14 protein-coding genes and 2 pseudogenes are annotated in these 12743 nt (G+C 57.0%); 13 read left to right on the top strand and 3 right to left on the bottom strand.

From position 1 onward, the window contains the following. Nucleotides 1-99: 99 nt before the first annotated feature. Nucleotides 100-183: pseudogene (locus tag ABRP86_RS11740) on the bottom strand (FAD-dependent oxidoreductase); the annotation flags it as partial. Nucleotides 184-369: 186 nt separating this feature from the next. Here ABRP86_RS11740 and ABRP86_RS11125 point away from each other — a divergent pair. From ABRP86_RS11125 to ABRP86_RS11115, 3 genes are all read left to right on the top strand, one after another. Beyond that, nucleotides 370-870: a hypothetical protein gene (locus tag ABRP86_RS11125; RefSeq protein ID WP_349864362.1), complete on the top strand. Its 501-nt coding sequence runs from the start codon at nt 370-372 to the stop codon at nt 868-870. Nucleotides 871-959: 89 nt separating this feature from the next. Further along, nucleotides 960-1586 carry an Ltp family lipoprotein gene (locus tag ABRP86_RS11120; protein ID WP_349864361.1) on the top strand — a complete coding sequence of 209 codons (627 nt, stop codon included), beginning with the start codon at nt 960-962 and terminating at the stop codon, nt 1584-1586. 119 nt (nt 1587-1705) lie between these two features. Continuing rightward, nucleotides 1706-1855, top strand: a complete 150-nt coding sequence (locus tag ABRP86_RS11115) for a hypothetical protein (protein ID WP_239269136.1) — start codon at nt 1706-1708, stop codon at nt 1853-1855. Nucleotides 1856-1893: 38 nt separating this feature from the next. On the opposite strand, the gene ABRP86_RS11110 is transcribed toward ABRP86_RS11115, so the two are convergent. Next, complete coding sequence (locus ABRP86_RS11110) at nt 1894-2610, bottom strand: trimeric intracellular cation channel family protein (protein ID WP_349864359.1); 717 nt, start codon at nt 2608-2610, stop codon at nt 1894-1896. 137 nt (nt 2611-2747) lie between these two features. On the opposite strand from ABRP86_RS11110, the gene ABRP86_RS11105 reads away from it, so the two are divergent. The 4 genes from ABRP86_RS11105 (at nt 2748) to ABRP86_RS11090 (ending at nt 7577) form a co-directional block, all read left to right on the top strand. After that, nucleotides 2748-3944 (top strand): MFS transporter, encoded by a 1197-nt coding sequence (locus tag ABRP86_RS11105; RefSeq protein ID WP_349864357.1) that lies wholly within the window; start codon nt 2748-2750, stop codon nt 3942-3944. A gap of 69 nt (nt 3945-4013) precedes the next feature. Further along, complete coding sequence (glmU, locus tag ABRP86_RS11100) at nt 4014-5459, top strand: bifunctional UDP-N-acetylglucosamine diphosphorylase/glucosamine-1-phosphate N-acetyltransferase GlmU (RefSeq protein ID WP_349864355.1); 1446 nt, start codon at nt 4014-4016, stop codon at nt 5457-5459. Nucleotides 5460-5475: 16 nt separating this feature from the next. Continuing rightward, complete coding sequence (locus ABRP86_RS11095) at nt 5476-6450, top strand: ribose-phosphate diphosphokinase (RefSeq protein WP_349864353.1); 975 nt, start codon at nt 5476-5478, stop codon at nt 6448-6450. Nucleotides 6451-6911: 461 nt separating this feature from the next. Continuing rightward, the gene (locus ABRP86_RS11090; RefSeq protein ID WP_349864352.1) at nt 6912-7577 is read left to right on the top strand and encodes a 50S ribosomal protein L25/general stress protein Ctc; all 666 of its coding nucleotides are present in this window, start codon (nt 6912-6914) and stop codon (nt 7575-7577) included. A 61-nt stretch (nt 7578-7638) separates the two neighbouring features. On the opposite strand, the gene ABRP86_RS11085 is transcribed toward ABRP86_RS11090, so the two are convergent. Then, nucleotides 7639-7794, bottom strand: coding sequence for an RNA helicase (locus tag ABRP86_RS11085; protein WP_349864350.1), 156 nt, complete (start codon nt 7792-7794; stop codon nt 7639-7641). A 154-nt stretch (nt 7795-7948) separates the two neighbouring features. On the opposite strand from ABRP86_RS11085, the gene pth reads away from it, so the two are divergent. The 6 genes and pseudogenes from pth to ABRP86_RS11055 form a co-directional block, all read left to right on the top strand. Beyond that, on the top strand, nt 7949-8482 hold the full coding sequence (pth, locus tag ABRP86_RS11080) for an aminoacyl-tRNA hydrolase (protein WP_349864348.1): 534 nt from the start codon (nt 7949-7951) through the stop codon (nt 8480-8482). A 5-nt stretch (nt 8483-8487) separates the two neighbouring features. Then, nucleotides 8488-9327, top strand: a complete 840-nt coding sequence (locus tag ABRP86_RS11075; protein WP_349864347.1) for a fumarylacetoacetate hydrolase family protein — start codon at nt 8488-8490, stop codon at nt 9325-9327. Nucleotides 9328-9427: 100 nt separating this feature from the next. Then, a complete protein-coding gene (gene ppk2, locus ABRP86_RS11070) occupies nt 9428-10303 on the top strand; it encodes a polyphosphate kinase 2 (protein WP_349864345.1) in 876 nt (291 codons plus the stop codon). A gap of 30 nt (nt 10304-10333) precedes the next feature. After that, on the top strand, nt 10334-11512 hold the full coding sequence (locus tag ABRP86_RS11065; RefSeq protein WP_349864343.1) for a sensor histidine kinase: 1179 nt from the start codon (nt 10334-10336) through the stop codon (nt 11510-11512). After that, complete coding sequence (locus ABRP86_RS11060) at nt 11505-12164, top strand: response regulator transcription factor (RefSeq protein ID WP_349864342.1); 660 nt, start codon at nt 11505-11507, stop codon at nt 12162-12164. Before ABRP86_RS11065 ends, ABRP86_RS11060 begins: the two co-directional genes overlap by 8 nt. A gap of 85 nt (nt 12165-12249) precedes the next feature. After that, nucleotides 12250-12666: pseudogene (locus tag ABRP86_RS11055) on the top strand (ATP-binding cassette domain-containing protein); the annotation flags it as partial. Between the last annotated feature and the right edge of the window lie 77 nt (nt 12667-12743).

Raw genomic sequence — 12743 nt, 5'->3', positions numbered from 1 at the left:
CCCGAGTTTCCGGCTGGAAACAAGCCATCAACCAAATGGCCGTGGCCTTTCCCGACCGCTTCGACAAGTACCTATAATCCGACCCCACACACAAACAACTTGACACGCTCTTGCGCGAGCCAAGGTAATGGCCGCAGAAGTGCCCGCGAATCCGCCACCAATAATTACTACGTCCACTCTCATAGAAATCTTTCTTCACCCCAATGCTGAATCATCAATAATCGGAATCTACTTACCCTACTTTAAGCCAAGGAAAGTCAAGGCAATCTACAATTTTCGTACACATAGGCGGTTTTCCTTGCTCACCTGCATACTTATGTCCAGACCGGTTGATTTAGTTAAACCATTGCTACTTCACACCACAGCCAGATGCTGGGGTTGTGCTTCGGCAACAATCACTCATTATCTCTCTTGCGAAAGACCAAAGCGTTGGACAACTCTCCTTACCCGTCTCCCTCCCTTGAAACTCCTGCGCCACTTCCATCAGCAAACGTGGAAAAGCGGCTTTTAAAGCGGTGGTGGTTCTGGCTATTGTTTATTGGGGCCGCCCTCGTGGTGTTTGTGGCCTTTATTTTTTCCATGCTGAAAATAAGCGAAGCCCAAGACACTGAGGCCGCTTTAGACAAATGCCGCGAGGATGTAACCAGCCGTGCCAAGTACCCCGGTGGAGTCAGTTTTCCAGAAGATATTGATATCCAGTCGGCAGATTCAATAACTGAATCGCCACGTACATACCACGCCTTCGGCCACGTTGATTTTCCCAATGGATTTGGCACTCCAATCCGAGAGTTCTATTCCTGCAACATTGTCGTTGATTTGGGCGATATTCAAGACAGTACCGTCCGCGTTACCAAGGATCCGCTGCGCTAATCGCTCTCGACCACTGCTGCGCTTTTGCAGCCAATGTCGGAAAACTTTCCTCTTTCCCTCTCTCACTCACTTTGAAAGGAACCCACACCATGTCCTCTCCATCCCCCTATTCCGATAATTCTCAACCGGCTGGTCAACCAGCAGCTGGGCAGCCGGCTCCTGAGCAGCCCCAAAAGAAAAAGGGCGGCTGCCTCAAGTGGGGCGCAATCATCATCGGTGTCCTCATCATTATCGCCATCATCGCCAATATGGGCGGTAGCGACGATGAAACCAGCGAAAGCTCCTCAGACCAGACCACCCAGCAAGGCACTGTAGAGGCCGCCCCGGAGGAAGAAACCCAAGAAATAAACGCGGACGACGATGCTCGCGATGAGAACGACAATCAGCCAGAAGAACGAAGCGAAGACCAAGATGTCCCGCGCGAATTCAAGAATGCTTTGAAGAGTGCCAAGGTGTACTCAGATACCATGCACATGTCCAAGCAGGGATTGTACGACCAGCTCAGCAGCGAGTACGGCGAACAATTCAGCCCGGAGGCCGCCCAGTACGCCATTGATAATTTGGAAGCGGACTACCACGATAATGCTCTTCAAACGGCCCGCGATTACGAAGAAACGATGAGCATGTCACCCAATGCTATCTATGACCAACTCGTCAGCGAATACGGTGAAAAATTCACCGCAGAAGAAGCACAGTACGCAGTGGATAATTTGTAGTCGTACCACACGAGGTACTAGCGCAGCTCCGCCGAGGGACCTTGCTCTTGCTTGAGGGCGACGCTTATAGTCGCCCTCATTAGCATTGCGGCAATGTTGCACTCGAAAGGATTCCTGCCATGACCGATCCACACTCCACGTCTACCCCGGAACCTGGTGATGACGATTCCCAGAAGCCGTTGCCTTTAACCAAGGATCCGTTCCTTAGGTGGAGCGTTCTTGTCCTTATTATCCTTGTCATCATCGCCATTGTCACGAACCTGCCTTAAAGCTGGCTACGGTACGGCCCTATGCGCCGTCTAAGCCGCTAGCGTTTGCGCCGGCCGCGGCGAAAGCCTTTTAGCTCCGCCTTCTTGGCAATCGCAGCCACCTGTGCCGCGGTGTAGTTCACTGGCGCGACTCCGGCGCGGGGCAGGACCCATCCCCGCCAGTAGGAAATGATGGCCATGCCACTGCCGATGATTGGGGAAACCACCATCCCCATGGCGAATTGGTCATAGGATGCGAAGGTCACCATGACAATGCCTGTGACGATAGAAGGCACTGCATAAAGGGGGCTGCCGCCGAAAATGGACGGGATCTGACCGGAGGCGACATCGCGGACCATTCCCCCGCCGACGGCAGTTAAGACACCTAAAAACACGCACGGGATCATGGGCATACCCGCCGCTAATGCTTTTACGCAACCGGTGGTAGACCACATACCCAAAATGATGGCATCGCCGTGCTCGCGGAAAATCTCCCACGCCTTTCCCTTCAGCTCCATGAGGAAGGCGGTCAGCGCCCCGGCACAGGCAAGGCCCAAGTACCAAGGATCTGAAATAGCGGCGGCAGGGCCATCATCGATAAGCATGTCGCGGATCATGCCGCCAGCCAGGCCGGAAAATAAGGCGAGGAAAATAAACCCGACGATGTCGAATTCGCGGCGGCGGGCAATCGTGCCACCGATGATGCCATTCAAGGCCACTCCGATCAGATCGAAGGCCTGGTACATCGTGTTGATGAGGGGATCCACGTCGTGCATAACAACTACTGAACATAGCCGATCGCAGCGGTTTCGCCCTTTCTAGGGGTAGGAAGCGAGTAAAGTTGATAGACGGTCTCTTCTGACCGGATTACAGTGTTATCCCGCTTTGTCTCGGTTATCTCGAAAGTTCTTTCATGTCTAACGCAAATGCTAGGTACTTCATCTGGTCCAATGGCCTGCAAAATTTAGGCGACCAGATCGTTGCCTCCAAAACAGTGCTGCCAGCCCTTTTTAATGCGGCAGGCGTCCCCGCCTTCTTTACCGGCCTGCTTACCCCTATCCGGGAATCTGGCTCCATGCTGCCGCAGGCCGCCCTTACCCCCTGGGTGACCACGCACCGCGCCCGCAAGCGCTTGTGGATGATCGGCTCGACCGGCCAAGCCATCTCCGCCGCCGTGATTGCCCTTGCCGCATTCTTTATCCGCGGCGCATGGCTGGGAGTGGTCGTGCTTCTCGCCCTGGCGGCGCTTTCCCTGTTCCGCGCGTTGTGTTCCATCGCCGGCAAAGACGTGCAGGCGCGCACGATTTCCAAGGGCCAGCGCGGCCGAGTGACCGGATCCGCAGCGGCCTTGGGCGGCGGGGCCACCCTGCTTGCCGGCGTCATCTTATTCCTCTTGGGGGATCTCACGATCTCTACTATGGGCATCGTTTTATTGGTCGGCGCTTCTACCTGGGCCATTGCGACGTGGGTATTTTCGCACGTGGAAGAGCCGGTGCCGGAGGGTAAGCAAGAGGGCATCGATAAGAGCTGGTGGTCAGATACGTGGAAGCTTTTCACTGGCGATGCCCAATTCCGCAACTTCGTCATCGTTCGCGCTCTGCTGCTGGTCTCGGCGCTTTCTACCGCATTTATCGTGCTGCTGCACGATGACCTTTCTGGTGTCTTCGGCTTCGTGCTTGCCTCTGGTTTAGCCTCGCTTATCGGTGGGCGAATTTCTGGCGTATTTTCGGATAAATCCTCCAAAAACACCATGGCGGCTGGTGCTGCCGCCTCCTCCGTTATGATCCTGCTCATCGTGGCTAGTTCTCACTGGGCCCCAGACGCTGTGAATGCTTGGGTCATGCCGCTCGGCTTCTTTGCCGTCAATCTCGCGCATACGGCAGTTCGCGTGGCGCGAAAGACCTACGTGGTGGATATGGCCGGTGGGGATAAAAGGACGCAATACGTGGGTGCGGCTAACACCATGATGGGCATTATTTTGCTCATCATGGGTGGTATTTCTTCCGTTATCGCTCTCGCGGGGCCAGAGGCAGCGTTGATTTTCTTGGCGCTCGTCGGCTTTGTTGGAGTGTGGCGCGCGGGCAGCCTTAAGGAGGTTTCTCGCACATAGTTTAAATATGGACTATAAAATAAAGCCCGAAGAACTAATCAAACTCAACCCCCAGGAGTTTTGTTGACCATGGAAGCAACTACCCCAAGTGCCGTCGTCGTCCTCGCTGCGGGCGCCGGCACGCGCATGAAATCCACAAAGCAAAAGACTTTGCACGAAATCGGCGGTCGCACGCTGCTTGGACACGCACTGCACGCCGCGGCGGGTATTAACCCGGACCACCTCGTAACCGTCGTGGGCCACCAGCGCGATCAGGTCTCGCCCGTCGTAGAAAAGATTTCAAATGAGCTGGACCGCGAGGTCGTGCAGGCCGTGCAGGAAGAACAGCGCGGTACCGGCCACGCCGTGTCCTGCGGGATTTCTCCGATTTCTGATTTCGAAGGCACCATCATTGTCACCAACGGTGACGTGCCGCTTTTGACCCCAGAAACCATCGAGGGGTTGCGCGATACCCACACCGCTCAAGGCAATGCGGTCACGGTATTATCCATGCGCCTTGCAGATCCCACCGGTTATGGCCGCATCATTCGCGACACGGACGGGTCTGTGTCCGCCATCGTGGAGCACAAGGATTCCAACGAAGAACAACGCCTGGTTAATGAGGTCAACTCCGGCGTTTTCGCTTTCGATGCGGCAGCATTGCGCGATGCCCTAACCAAGCTTGATACCAATAATGCGCAGGGCGAGCTCTACATTACCGATGTCCTCGAAATCGCCCGCACCGCCGGACACGGCGTGGGTGCGCACGTGGCCGCCGATCCGCAGGAACTCGCCGGCGTCAATGACCGGGTGCAGCTAGCTGCCGCCGGCCGCGAGCTCAACCGCCGCATGGTGGAAAAGGCCATGCGCGGCGGCGCCACCATCATCGATCCGGAAACCACTTGGATTGGTGTCAATGTCACCATCGGCACCGATGTCACCATCCACCCCGGCACCCAGCTGTGGGGGGCGACGAGCATTGCCGATAATGCCGAGGTCGGCCCGGATTCCACGTTGACGAATATGCAGATCGGTACCGGCGCGTCCGTAGTCCGCACGCACGGTAGCGATTCCGTCATCGGCGTCAACGCCAAGACCGGGCCGTTTACCTTTATTCGCCCGAATACCATCGTGGGCGAAGATGGCAAGCTCGGCGGCTTCGTGGAAGCGAAAAATGCCGAGCTCGGCCGCGGTACCAAGGTGCCGCACCTTACCTATATTGGTGATGCCACCGTGGGCGAGGAATCCAATATCGGTGCGTCCTCGGTCTTCGTCAATTACGACGGTGTGGACAAGCACCACACCACCATTGGCAACCACGTGCGCACCGGTTCGGATACGATGTTTATCGCTCCGGTCAATGTCGGTGATGGCGCGTACTCCGGTGCGGGTACAGTAATTAAAGACGATGTTCCCGCGGGAGCACTCGTAGTCTCCGGTGGCAAACAGCGCAATATCGAAGGCTGGGTTGAAAAGAAGCGTCCGGGCACCCCAGCGGCAGAAGCCGCAGCCCGTGCACAGGACAACGAGAAGTAAAGGGGCATATTCTCCTATGACTGGCAAGGTAACTGGTAGTAGCAAGAACATGAAGCTCTTTTCTGGGCGCGCACACCCAGAATTGGCTGAGGCAGTGGCAAAGGAACTCAAGACCGATCTGGTTCCTACCACCGCCCGGGACTTCGCCAATGGCGAGATTTTTATCCGCTTCGAAGAGTCCGTGCGCGGCGCTGACTGCTTCGTCATGCAATCGCACTCCCAGCCGCTCAATAAGTGGTTGATGGAACAGCTCATCATGATCGATGCACTGAAGCGTGGTTCCGCCAAGCGCATCACCGCGATTTTGCCGTTCTACCCATACGCGCGTCAGGATAAAAAACACTTGGGCCGCGAGCCCATCTCCGCCCGCCTGGTCGCAGATCTCCTGCAGGCAGCCGGCGCGGACCGCATCGTCTCGGTGGACCTGCACACGGACCAGATTCAGGGTTTCTTCGACGGTCCGGTGGACCACATGCACGCCCAGCCCATCTTGACGGACTACATCAAGTCCAAGTACGCCACCGATAACATCGCCGTCGTCTCCCCCGATGCCGGCCGCGTGAAGGTCGCCGAAAAGTGGGCCCACGACCTGGGCGATGCCCCGCTGGCCTTCGTGCACAAGACCCGCTCTAATACCGAGGCCAATAAGACGGTCTCCAACCGCGTGGTGGGTGAAGTTGAGGGCAAGGACTGCGTGCTTCTCGATGACATGATTGACACCGGTGGCACCATCGCCGGCGCCGTGCGCGTGCTCAAGGAAGCGGGCGCAAAGAAGGTCATCATTGCCTGCACCCACGGCGTCTTTTCTGACCCCGCCCGCGAGCGCCTGTCCGAGTGCGGTGCCGAGGAAGTCATCACCACCGATACCCTGCCGCAGTCCACCGAAGGCTGGTCCAACCTCAAGGTCCTGTCCATCACCCCACTGCTGGCTCGGACCATCCACGAGATCTTCGAAAACGGTTCCGTGACTACCCTTTTCGATCGGGCCTAAGCGTTTCGCCGGTCGCACTACGCCTCACACCCCGCCCTTCGCGCTCACCGTGAACGGCGGGGTGCCGGTGTTTTCCATCCCCGTGAGCGCCAAGGGCGTCGCAGGTACACCGCAAGCACTACCGCCTGCCGTTCTCCCGCCCTCCTTTCGCGCTCACCGCGTAGCCTGAGCTACAGACATTAGCGCTGCCGGTGAGCGCGAAGGGTGCAACGAGAAGGAAGGTGGCGAAGAAAGATTAACGGGGTGGGTTTTGGTTTCGTCGGCTGAGAGATGCTAATCTAACCCAGTCTCGGCGAGGGCGACTCAAAAATTGGGAAGCCGTTATCGACGCGATTGAAGTTAGAGCATGTTGCTTTTATTGACGCCTGCGATGACTCGTCCAAGACGTTCATCGGCAGGCTTTCGTCGTTTTTATAACTTCGATAGCCTCGCCGCACTACACCGACAAAGGAGATTGCATCATGGCAGAGCGCCCAATCATTAAAGCAGAACCACGTACCGTCTTTGGTAAGGGCTACGCCCGCCGCCTGCGCCGCGACTGGAAGGTTCCCGGCGTAATCTACGGTAGCGACCAGGAGCCCGTACACTTCGCAGTGCCGCTGCTGGACATCCAGTCCCTCGTTCGGAACAACGGTGTCAACGCCGTTCTGGAGCTCGAGATCGAGGGCGAGCAGTACCTGACCATGGTCAAGAACGTTGACCAGAACGTGCTCACCATGGACATCGACCACGTTGACCTGCTGCTGATTAAGCGCGGTGAGAAGGTCGAGGTTGAGGTTCCGATTACCCTAACCGGCGAGTCCGCACCGGGCACCATGCACATCCAGGATGCAGACGTCCTCATGGTTGAGGCTGACGTACTGAGCATTCCGGAAGAGATCGAGCTGTCCATCGAGGGCCTCGAGGACGGCGAGGTCATCACCGCTGCCGACGTCACTATGCCGGAAGGCACCACCCTGGTAGCAGACCCAGAGACCGTTATCCTCTCCATCTCCTTGCCTGAGGTTGACGAGGAGCTCGAAGAGGCCGCTGAGGCTGCTGAGGAAGGCGGCGCCGACGCTGGTGCCGACTCCGTCGACGAAGAGGGCGAAGGCGGGTCCTCCGAGTCTGACGACTCCGAGGAGTAATTTCCCACTCCCCCAAACGCATATCGCCGTGAGCAGCAATGCTCACGGCGATATCGTGGTTTTATAAATCTTGTCCGGCAAGTTCACGAATTGTAGGCGTGATTTCGATCTTGCCCTTGCCTTCCTTAGCGCGCTTGATAATGAGCCGCGCAGCAGCAACTTTGCTACTAGGAACATTCTTGGTTTCGCGATCAACTTCAGGTAGTTTTTCGGGCATGGGGCGCACCTCCTTAATCACTACGATACTTCCCCAAGTCCACTGCTGTAAGAGGTATTTTTAGCACCCGAGCCGCAGTGATACACGGCGGCATATTCTATGGAGCATGGAATTGTATTTCCAATAGAATTTCAATCTATGCGACAATAATGCAGTGACTCCACTACTCGTAGTAGGCCTTGGCAATCCTGGCCCGAAGTATTCCGGCACGCGGCACAATATCGGCTTCGATGTTGCCGATGAACTCGCCGGTGAATTAATGAGCAGCTTTTCGGTGCATAAGAAAACTAATACCGAGGTCGCGGAAGGAATGCTATCCGGACGAAAGGTAATCTGCGCTAAACCGCGATCTTTTATGAACCTGTCTGGCGGCCCGATCAAGGCACTCGCCCAGTACTTCCATCTAACACCCACGGATATTGTGGTGGTGCACGATGAATTAGAGCTCGACTTTGGGACCGTGAAATTACGCCAAGGCGGTGGCGATCACGGGCATAATGGTCTGCGCTCTACCACAAAGTCGCTCGGTACTAAGGACTATCAGCGCCTTTCCATCGGCATCGGAAGGCCGCCAGGCCGGATGGATCCGGCATCGTTTGTGCTCAAGCCGTGGTCCAAACAAGAAAAGGTAGAAATCCCCATCCTCTGCGCTGACGCGCTAGCAGAAATAAGGAGTGCGCTAGACTAGCTGGCATGAAACTGGCTACTCTTCGCACCGCGTTCGGCAACTCCGCAATCCGCATTGAAGGCGATAATGTGGGAGTGGAGCTGGACTACGAAGACGTAGGCGCGCTGCTGCGCAGCGAAGATTGGCGCAAGGCCGCACAGCTATCCGGCGAGCCAATAGTCTATGACCAGCATGATTTAGAAGCAATCGTCCCAACGCCGGGGAAGATCATCTGCGTAGGCCTTAATTACGCCAAGCATATCCGGGAAATGGGCCGTGAATTTCCCGAGCACCCCACGCTGTTTATCAAGTTCGCCGATGCGCTTACCGGCCCCTTCGATGACGTCTATATCCCCGAGTACGCAACCCAGAAGCTGGACTATGAGGGTGAGCTTGCGGTGGTCATCGGCGAGCGCGCGCACCGCGTAACCCGCGCGGACGCATTGGATTACGTGGCGGGGTATTCCATCATGAATGACTACACCCTGCGCGATTTCCAGCGTCAGACCAGCCAATTCCACGCGGGCAAGTCTTTTTATCGCACCGCAGGCTTTGGGCCTTGGCTGACCACCCCTGATGAATGGGCGCCCGGCAATAACGCGCGGCTGACCACCACGGTTAATGGCGAGGTCCGCCAGCAAGACAATACCGATGACCTCATCTTTTCCATCGCTGAGCTCATCGAATTTTGCTCGCAGCTCTATCCTCTCAACCCCGGTGATGTCATCGTGACCGGTACGCCCGAAGGCGTTGGTTTTGCCCGCGACCCGCAGCAATTCCTCCAAGACGGCGATACTGTCGCCATCGACGTCGAAGGGCTCGGCCATATTTCTAATACCACTCGCTACGGCGAGCCCGGCCTGTAAGCCTGCTGCAATCGCTCCGCACAAACTGTGGTTGGGTTCTCACTCCAACGAGGGCACACCGGTTTTCTAGATAGGGCTACCAAGCCGTTAAGCTGGAAGAATGAGCACCAAAAGCAGCAAATCCCCCAAAAAGCTGAATAAGAAGGCCTACGAAAAAGAGCTCGAGCGGTTGCAAGCAGAGCTCGTCGATATGCAGCAGTGGGTCGTTGAGACCGGTGCCCGCGTGGTCATCATCATGGAAGGCCGCGACGCCGCCGACAAGGGTTCTGCCATTAAGCGCATCACGCAGTACCTCAACCCCCGCACCTGCCGCATCGAGGCCCTTCCGGCCCCGAACTCGCGCGAGCAGGGCCAGTGGTATTTCCAGCGCTACGTGGAAAAGCTGCCGACCAAAGGCGAGATCGTCATCTTTGACCGCTCCTGGTACAACCGCGCCGGCGTTGAGCGCGTCATGGGCTTTTGCACCGACCAAGAATACGTCCGTTTCTTGCACCAGGCTCCCACCTTTGAGCAGATGCTTGTGGAAGACGGCATCATCCTGCGCAAGTACTGGTTCTCTGTCTCTGATGAAGAGCAGATTAAGCGCTTTGAATCCCGCCGCAATGATCCGCTGCGCCGCTGGAAGCTCTCGCCCATGGATCTCCAATCCATTACCCGCTGGGAGGACTATTCCCGCGCCAAGGATGCCATGTTCATCCACACCGATACCCCGACCGCACCGTGGTACACCGTGGAGTCTGAGGACAAAAAGCGCTCGCGCATCAACGTCATTTCGCACCTGCTCAATACCATCCCCTACGAGAAGATCGAGCGCGATCTGCCAGAAATCCCACACCGTCCCGATTCCGATGGCAAGACCTACGAGCGCCCAGACCGCGAAGAGTTCCGCTACGTGCCGGATGTAGCCGCCAAGCTGGAGGCCTCGTCTACAAAGAAGGATAAGAAGAAAGGCAAGAAGAAGGATAAAAAGAAGTAGTCCCCCGAAGGCGTACTACTATGTCCTGCTATGAGCACTGACACCGTCGCCAAAGCACGCTTGGGGGATAAAATCCTCACCGCGGTGGCAGCGCTCATTGCGCTGTTTTATCTCATCGGGGCTTGGGCGGCTCCAGGAGCGATCGAGCTCATCCAAGCAGCGCTTTCGCTTTTATTTTTGCCCTTCATCTGGGTCTGGCGTACCAAACCGGTGCTCAGCGCAGCTGGCTTTATCGTCCTCCTTGGTGCGTGGGCCGTGGCGTGGATAAGCCAGCTACCAGCCAACCTCGGGGTTACCCCATGGGCATTGACCGCGCCGATGGCCGTCTACACCACCTCCCGCTACGTGGAACGCCGCTCAATTCCCCGCGCGGTGCTTATCGCCGCGTTCTTGGGCTCCTTTATATCGCCTGCGATGTGGCGTATTGACCCCGAGTCCTTTCTCTTATCTTTCCAGCTCGATCGCCGCTACATCACCTTGCTGGTGGTGCATTGGGCGGTGCTTGGCAGCGCCTATTTCATCGCCGCACGCTATTTTGATCTGGATAGGCAACGCGAGCGCTTAGCCCAAGAACGGTTCCACCAAGCGCAGGAGGAAGAGCGCTTACTCATCGCCCGGGAATTGCACGATGTCTTGGCCCACTCCCTCACCTTAATCAAGGTTCAGGCCAATGCCGGGATTATCGCCGCGCGCACGGATTCGACCGCCGCAGAGGACACCTTGCAGAGCATTCGCGATGGTGCGGATTCCGCACTGGAGGAAGTGCGCGGCATCGTCACGGCGCTACGCAGTACGGGGCCTTCGGCTTTGGAACCCGCGCAGCAGCTCGAGCACGTACAGGGCATCATCGACGGTTTTCGCACCGCTGGACTGGAGGTTGACGCGGAATTGCCTGCCTCTTACGAGGTTTCCGCGCTGACTCAGCTAGCCCTGGTACGCATCATTTCTGAAGCGCTGACCAATGCCCTGCGCCACCAAGGCCCCGGCACGCACGTGCAGCTAAAACTCACGCTTTCCGATGCCGCACGGGTCACCCTCATCTCCACCGCTACGTCCCCGACTCCCAGTGAGGTATCCGGCAGCGGCGTGGGTTTGGTGGGAGTAAAGGAACGCGCCCAAGCGTTAGGCGGATACTTAACCAGCAGTGGCGATGCCCAGAGATTTACACTGGCTGCGGAACTCCCATTACACAAGGACAATCATGCCTAAGATTCGCGTCATGCTTGCAGACGATCAAGCGATGCTCGTCGCTGCCTTATCGACCATCTTGAACGCGCAGGAAGATATTGAGGTGGTGGCTACCGCAGCCTCCGGAGGCGACGCCGTCTCCTTGGCACTTCGCCACCGCATTGATGTGGCCATTTTGGATATACGAATGCCTGGCATGGATGGAATCGCCGCGGCTCAAGCCATTCTCTCCCGCACCCCTGACTGCCGGATCATCATGCTCACCACGTTCAATGAAGAAGATCTGGTATCTCAATCTATTGCCGCCGGTGCGCATGGATTCTTGCTAAAAGACGCCGACCCAGAGGTTCTGGTACACGCCGTACGCGACGTTGCCAAGGGCGAGTCTGTCCTCGCCTCGCAGGTAACGGGCCCTGTTTTAGAGGGCTACCGCAAAGCGCTAACGCACAGCCAGCTCAGTCCACACGAACGCCAGGGGCTTAGCCTAGTCACTCGGCGCGAGATGGAGGTGCTCTCGCTCATCGCGCGCGGGGCTACAAATCGCGAGATTGCCGGCCACATGTCTATCGCAGATACCACGGTAAAAACGCATGTCTCTGCGCTGATGTCCAAGCTAGCTGCACGCGACCGCGTGGCTTTGGTGCTGCTGGCGCACAAAGCTGGCATTGCCTAGCCTCCTACTGTGGTAGGACTACCCCGGCGCGAAGACCGTCTCGCAGGCGGAAGATTTCGATAGTTGCGCAGCTCATACTTTTGGTATGAGCTATGAGGTTTCTTTCGAACACATCACAAAGTCTTTTGGTTCCCAGGCAGTGCTGCGGGATATCAGTTTTCAGGTCTTACCTGGCCGGGTACACGCTGTGCTCGGGAGAAATGGCGCCGGCAAGTCCACCTTGTTTTCCATTTTCCTCGGGCTGCTACCCGCCGATTCGGGAACGGTGCGCGTGGCTGGCAAACCATGGTCACGGGAAGTTCTCGACCATGTTGGCGCCTCGGTTAACGGGCCAGCCTTCTACGGGCACCTATCCGCCACGGATAACCTCCGCGTGCATACCCGCCTTCTCGGGTTGCCTGAAACTGAAATCGACCGTGTCTTGCACATTGCTGGTCTAGCCGGGGCTGGTTCTAAGAAGGCAAAGTCTTTTTCCACCGGGATGAAAGCCCGTTTGGCCTTAGGGTTGCGTCCTTTAGTGTGGTGTAACGCTTGCTGATGGTGAGCCCCGGAAATAGTGGGGCGGTCACCGTCAGTTAA

The organism is Corynebacterium sp. KPL3927, from assembly GCF_040225835.1.
GTDB lineage: Bacteria > Actinomycetota > Actinomycetes > Mycobacteriales > Mycobacteriaceae > Corynebacterium.
This window is presented reverse-complemented; position numbering and strand designations above follow the sequence as displayed.

Bases quoted from the DNA above. Each gene is read 5' to 3' on its own strand.
- ABRP86_RS11065 (WP_349864343.1), top strand. From the start codon at position 10,334: ATGAGCACTGACACCGTCGCCAAAGCACGCTTGGGGGATAAAATCCTC.
- ABRP86_RS11095 (WP_349864353.1), top strand. From the start codon at position 5,476: ATGACTGGCAAGGTAACTGGTAGTAGCAAGAACATGAAGCTCTTTTCT.
- ABRP86_RS11120 (WP_349864361.1), top strand. From the start codon at position 960: ATGTCCTCTCCATCCCCCTATTCCGATAATTCTCAACCGGCTGGTCAA.
- glmU (WP_349864355.1), top strand. From the start codon at position 4,014: ATGGAAGCAACTACCCCAAGTGCCGTCGTCGTCCTCGCTGCGGGCGCC.
- ABRP86_RS11075 (WP_349864347.1), top strand. From the start codon at position 8,488: ATGAAACTGGCTACTCTTCGCACCGCGTTCGGCAACTCCGCAATCCGC.
- ABRP86_RS11125 (WP_349864362.1), top strand. From the start codon at position 370: ATGCTGGGGTTGTGCTTCGGCAACAATCACTCATTATCTCTCTTGCGA.
- ABRP86_RS11090 (WP_349864352.1), top strand. From the start codon at position 6,912: ATGGCAGAGCGCCCAATCATTAAAGCAGAACCACGTACCGTCTTTGGT.
- ABRP86_RS11115 (WP_239269136.1), top strand. From the start codon at position 1,706: ATGACCGATCCACACTCCACGTCTACCCCGGAACCTGGTGATGACGAT.
- ABRP86_RS11110 (WP_349864359.1), bottom strand. From the start codon at position 2,610: ATGCACGACGTGGATCCCCTCATCAACACGATGTACCAGGCCTTCGAT.
- ABRP86_RS11085 (WP_349864350.1), bottom strand. From the start codon at position 7,794: ATGCCCGAAAAACTACCTGAAGTTGATCGCGAAACCAAGAATGTTCCT.
- ABRP86_RS11060 (WP_349864342.1), top strand. From the start codon at position 11,505: ATGCCTAAGATTCGCGTCATGCTTGCAGACGATCAAGCGATGCTCGTC.
- ABRP86_RS11105 (WP_349864357.1), top strand. From the start codon at position 2,748: ATGTCTAACGCAAATGCTAGGTACTTCATCTGGTCCAATGGCCTGCAA.
- ppk2 (WP_349864345.1), top strand. From the start codon at position 9,428: ATGAGCACCAAAAGCAGCAAATCCCCCAAAAAGCTGAATAAGAAGGCC.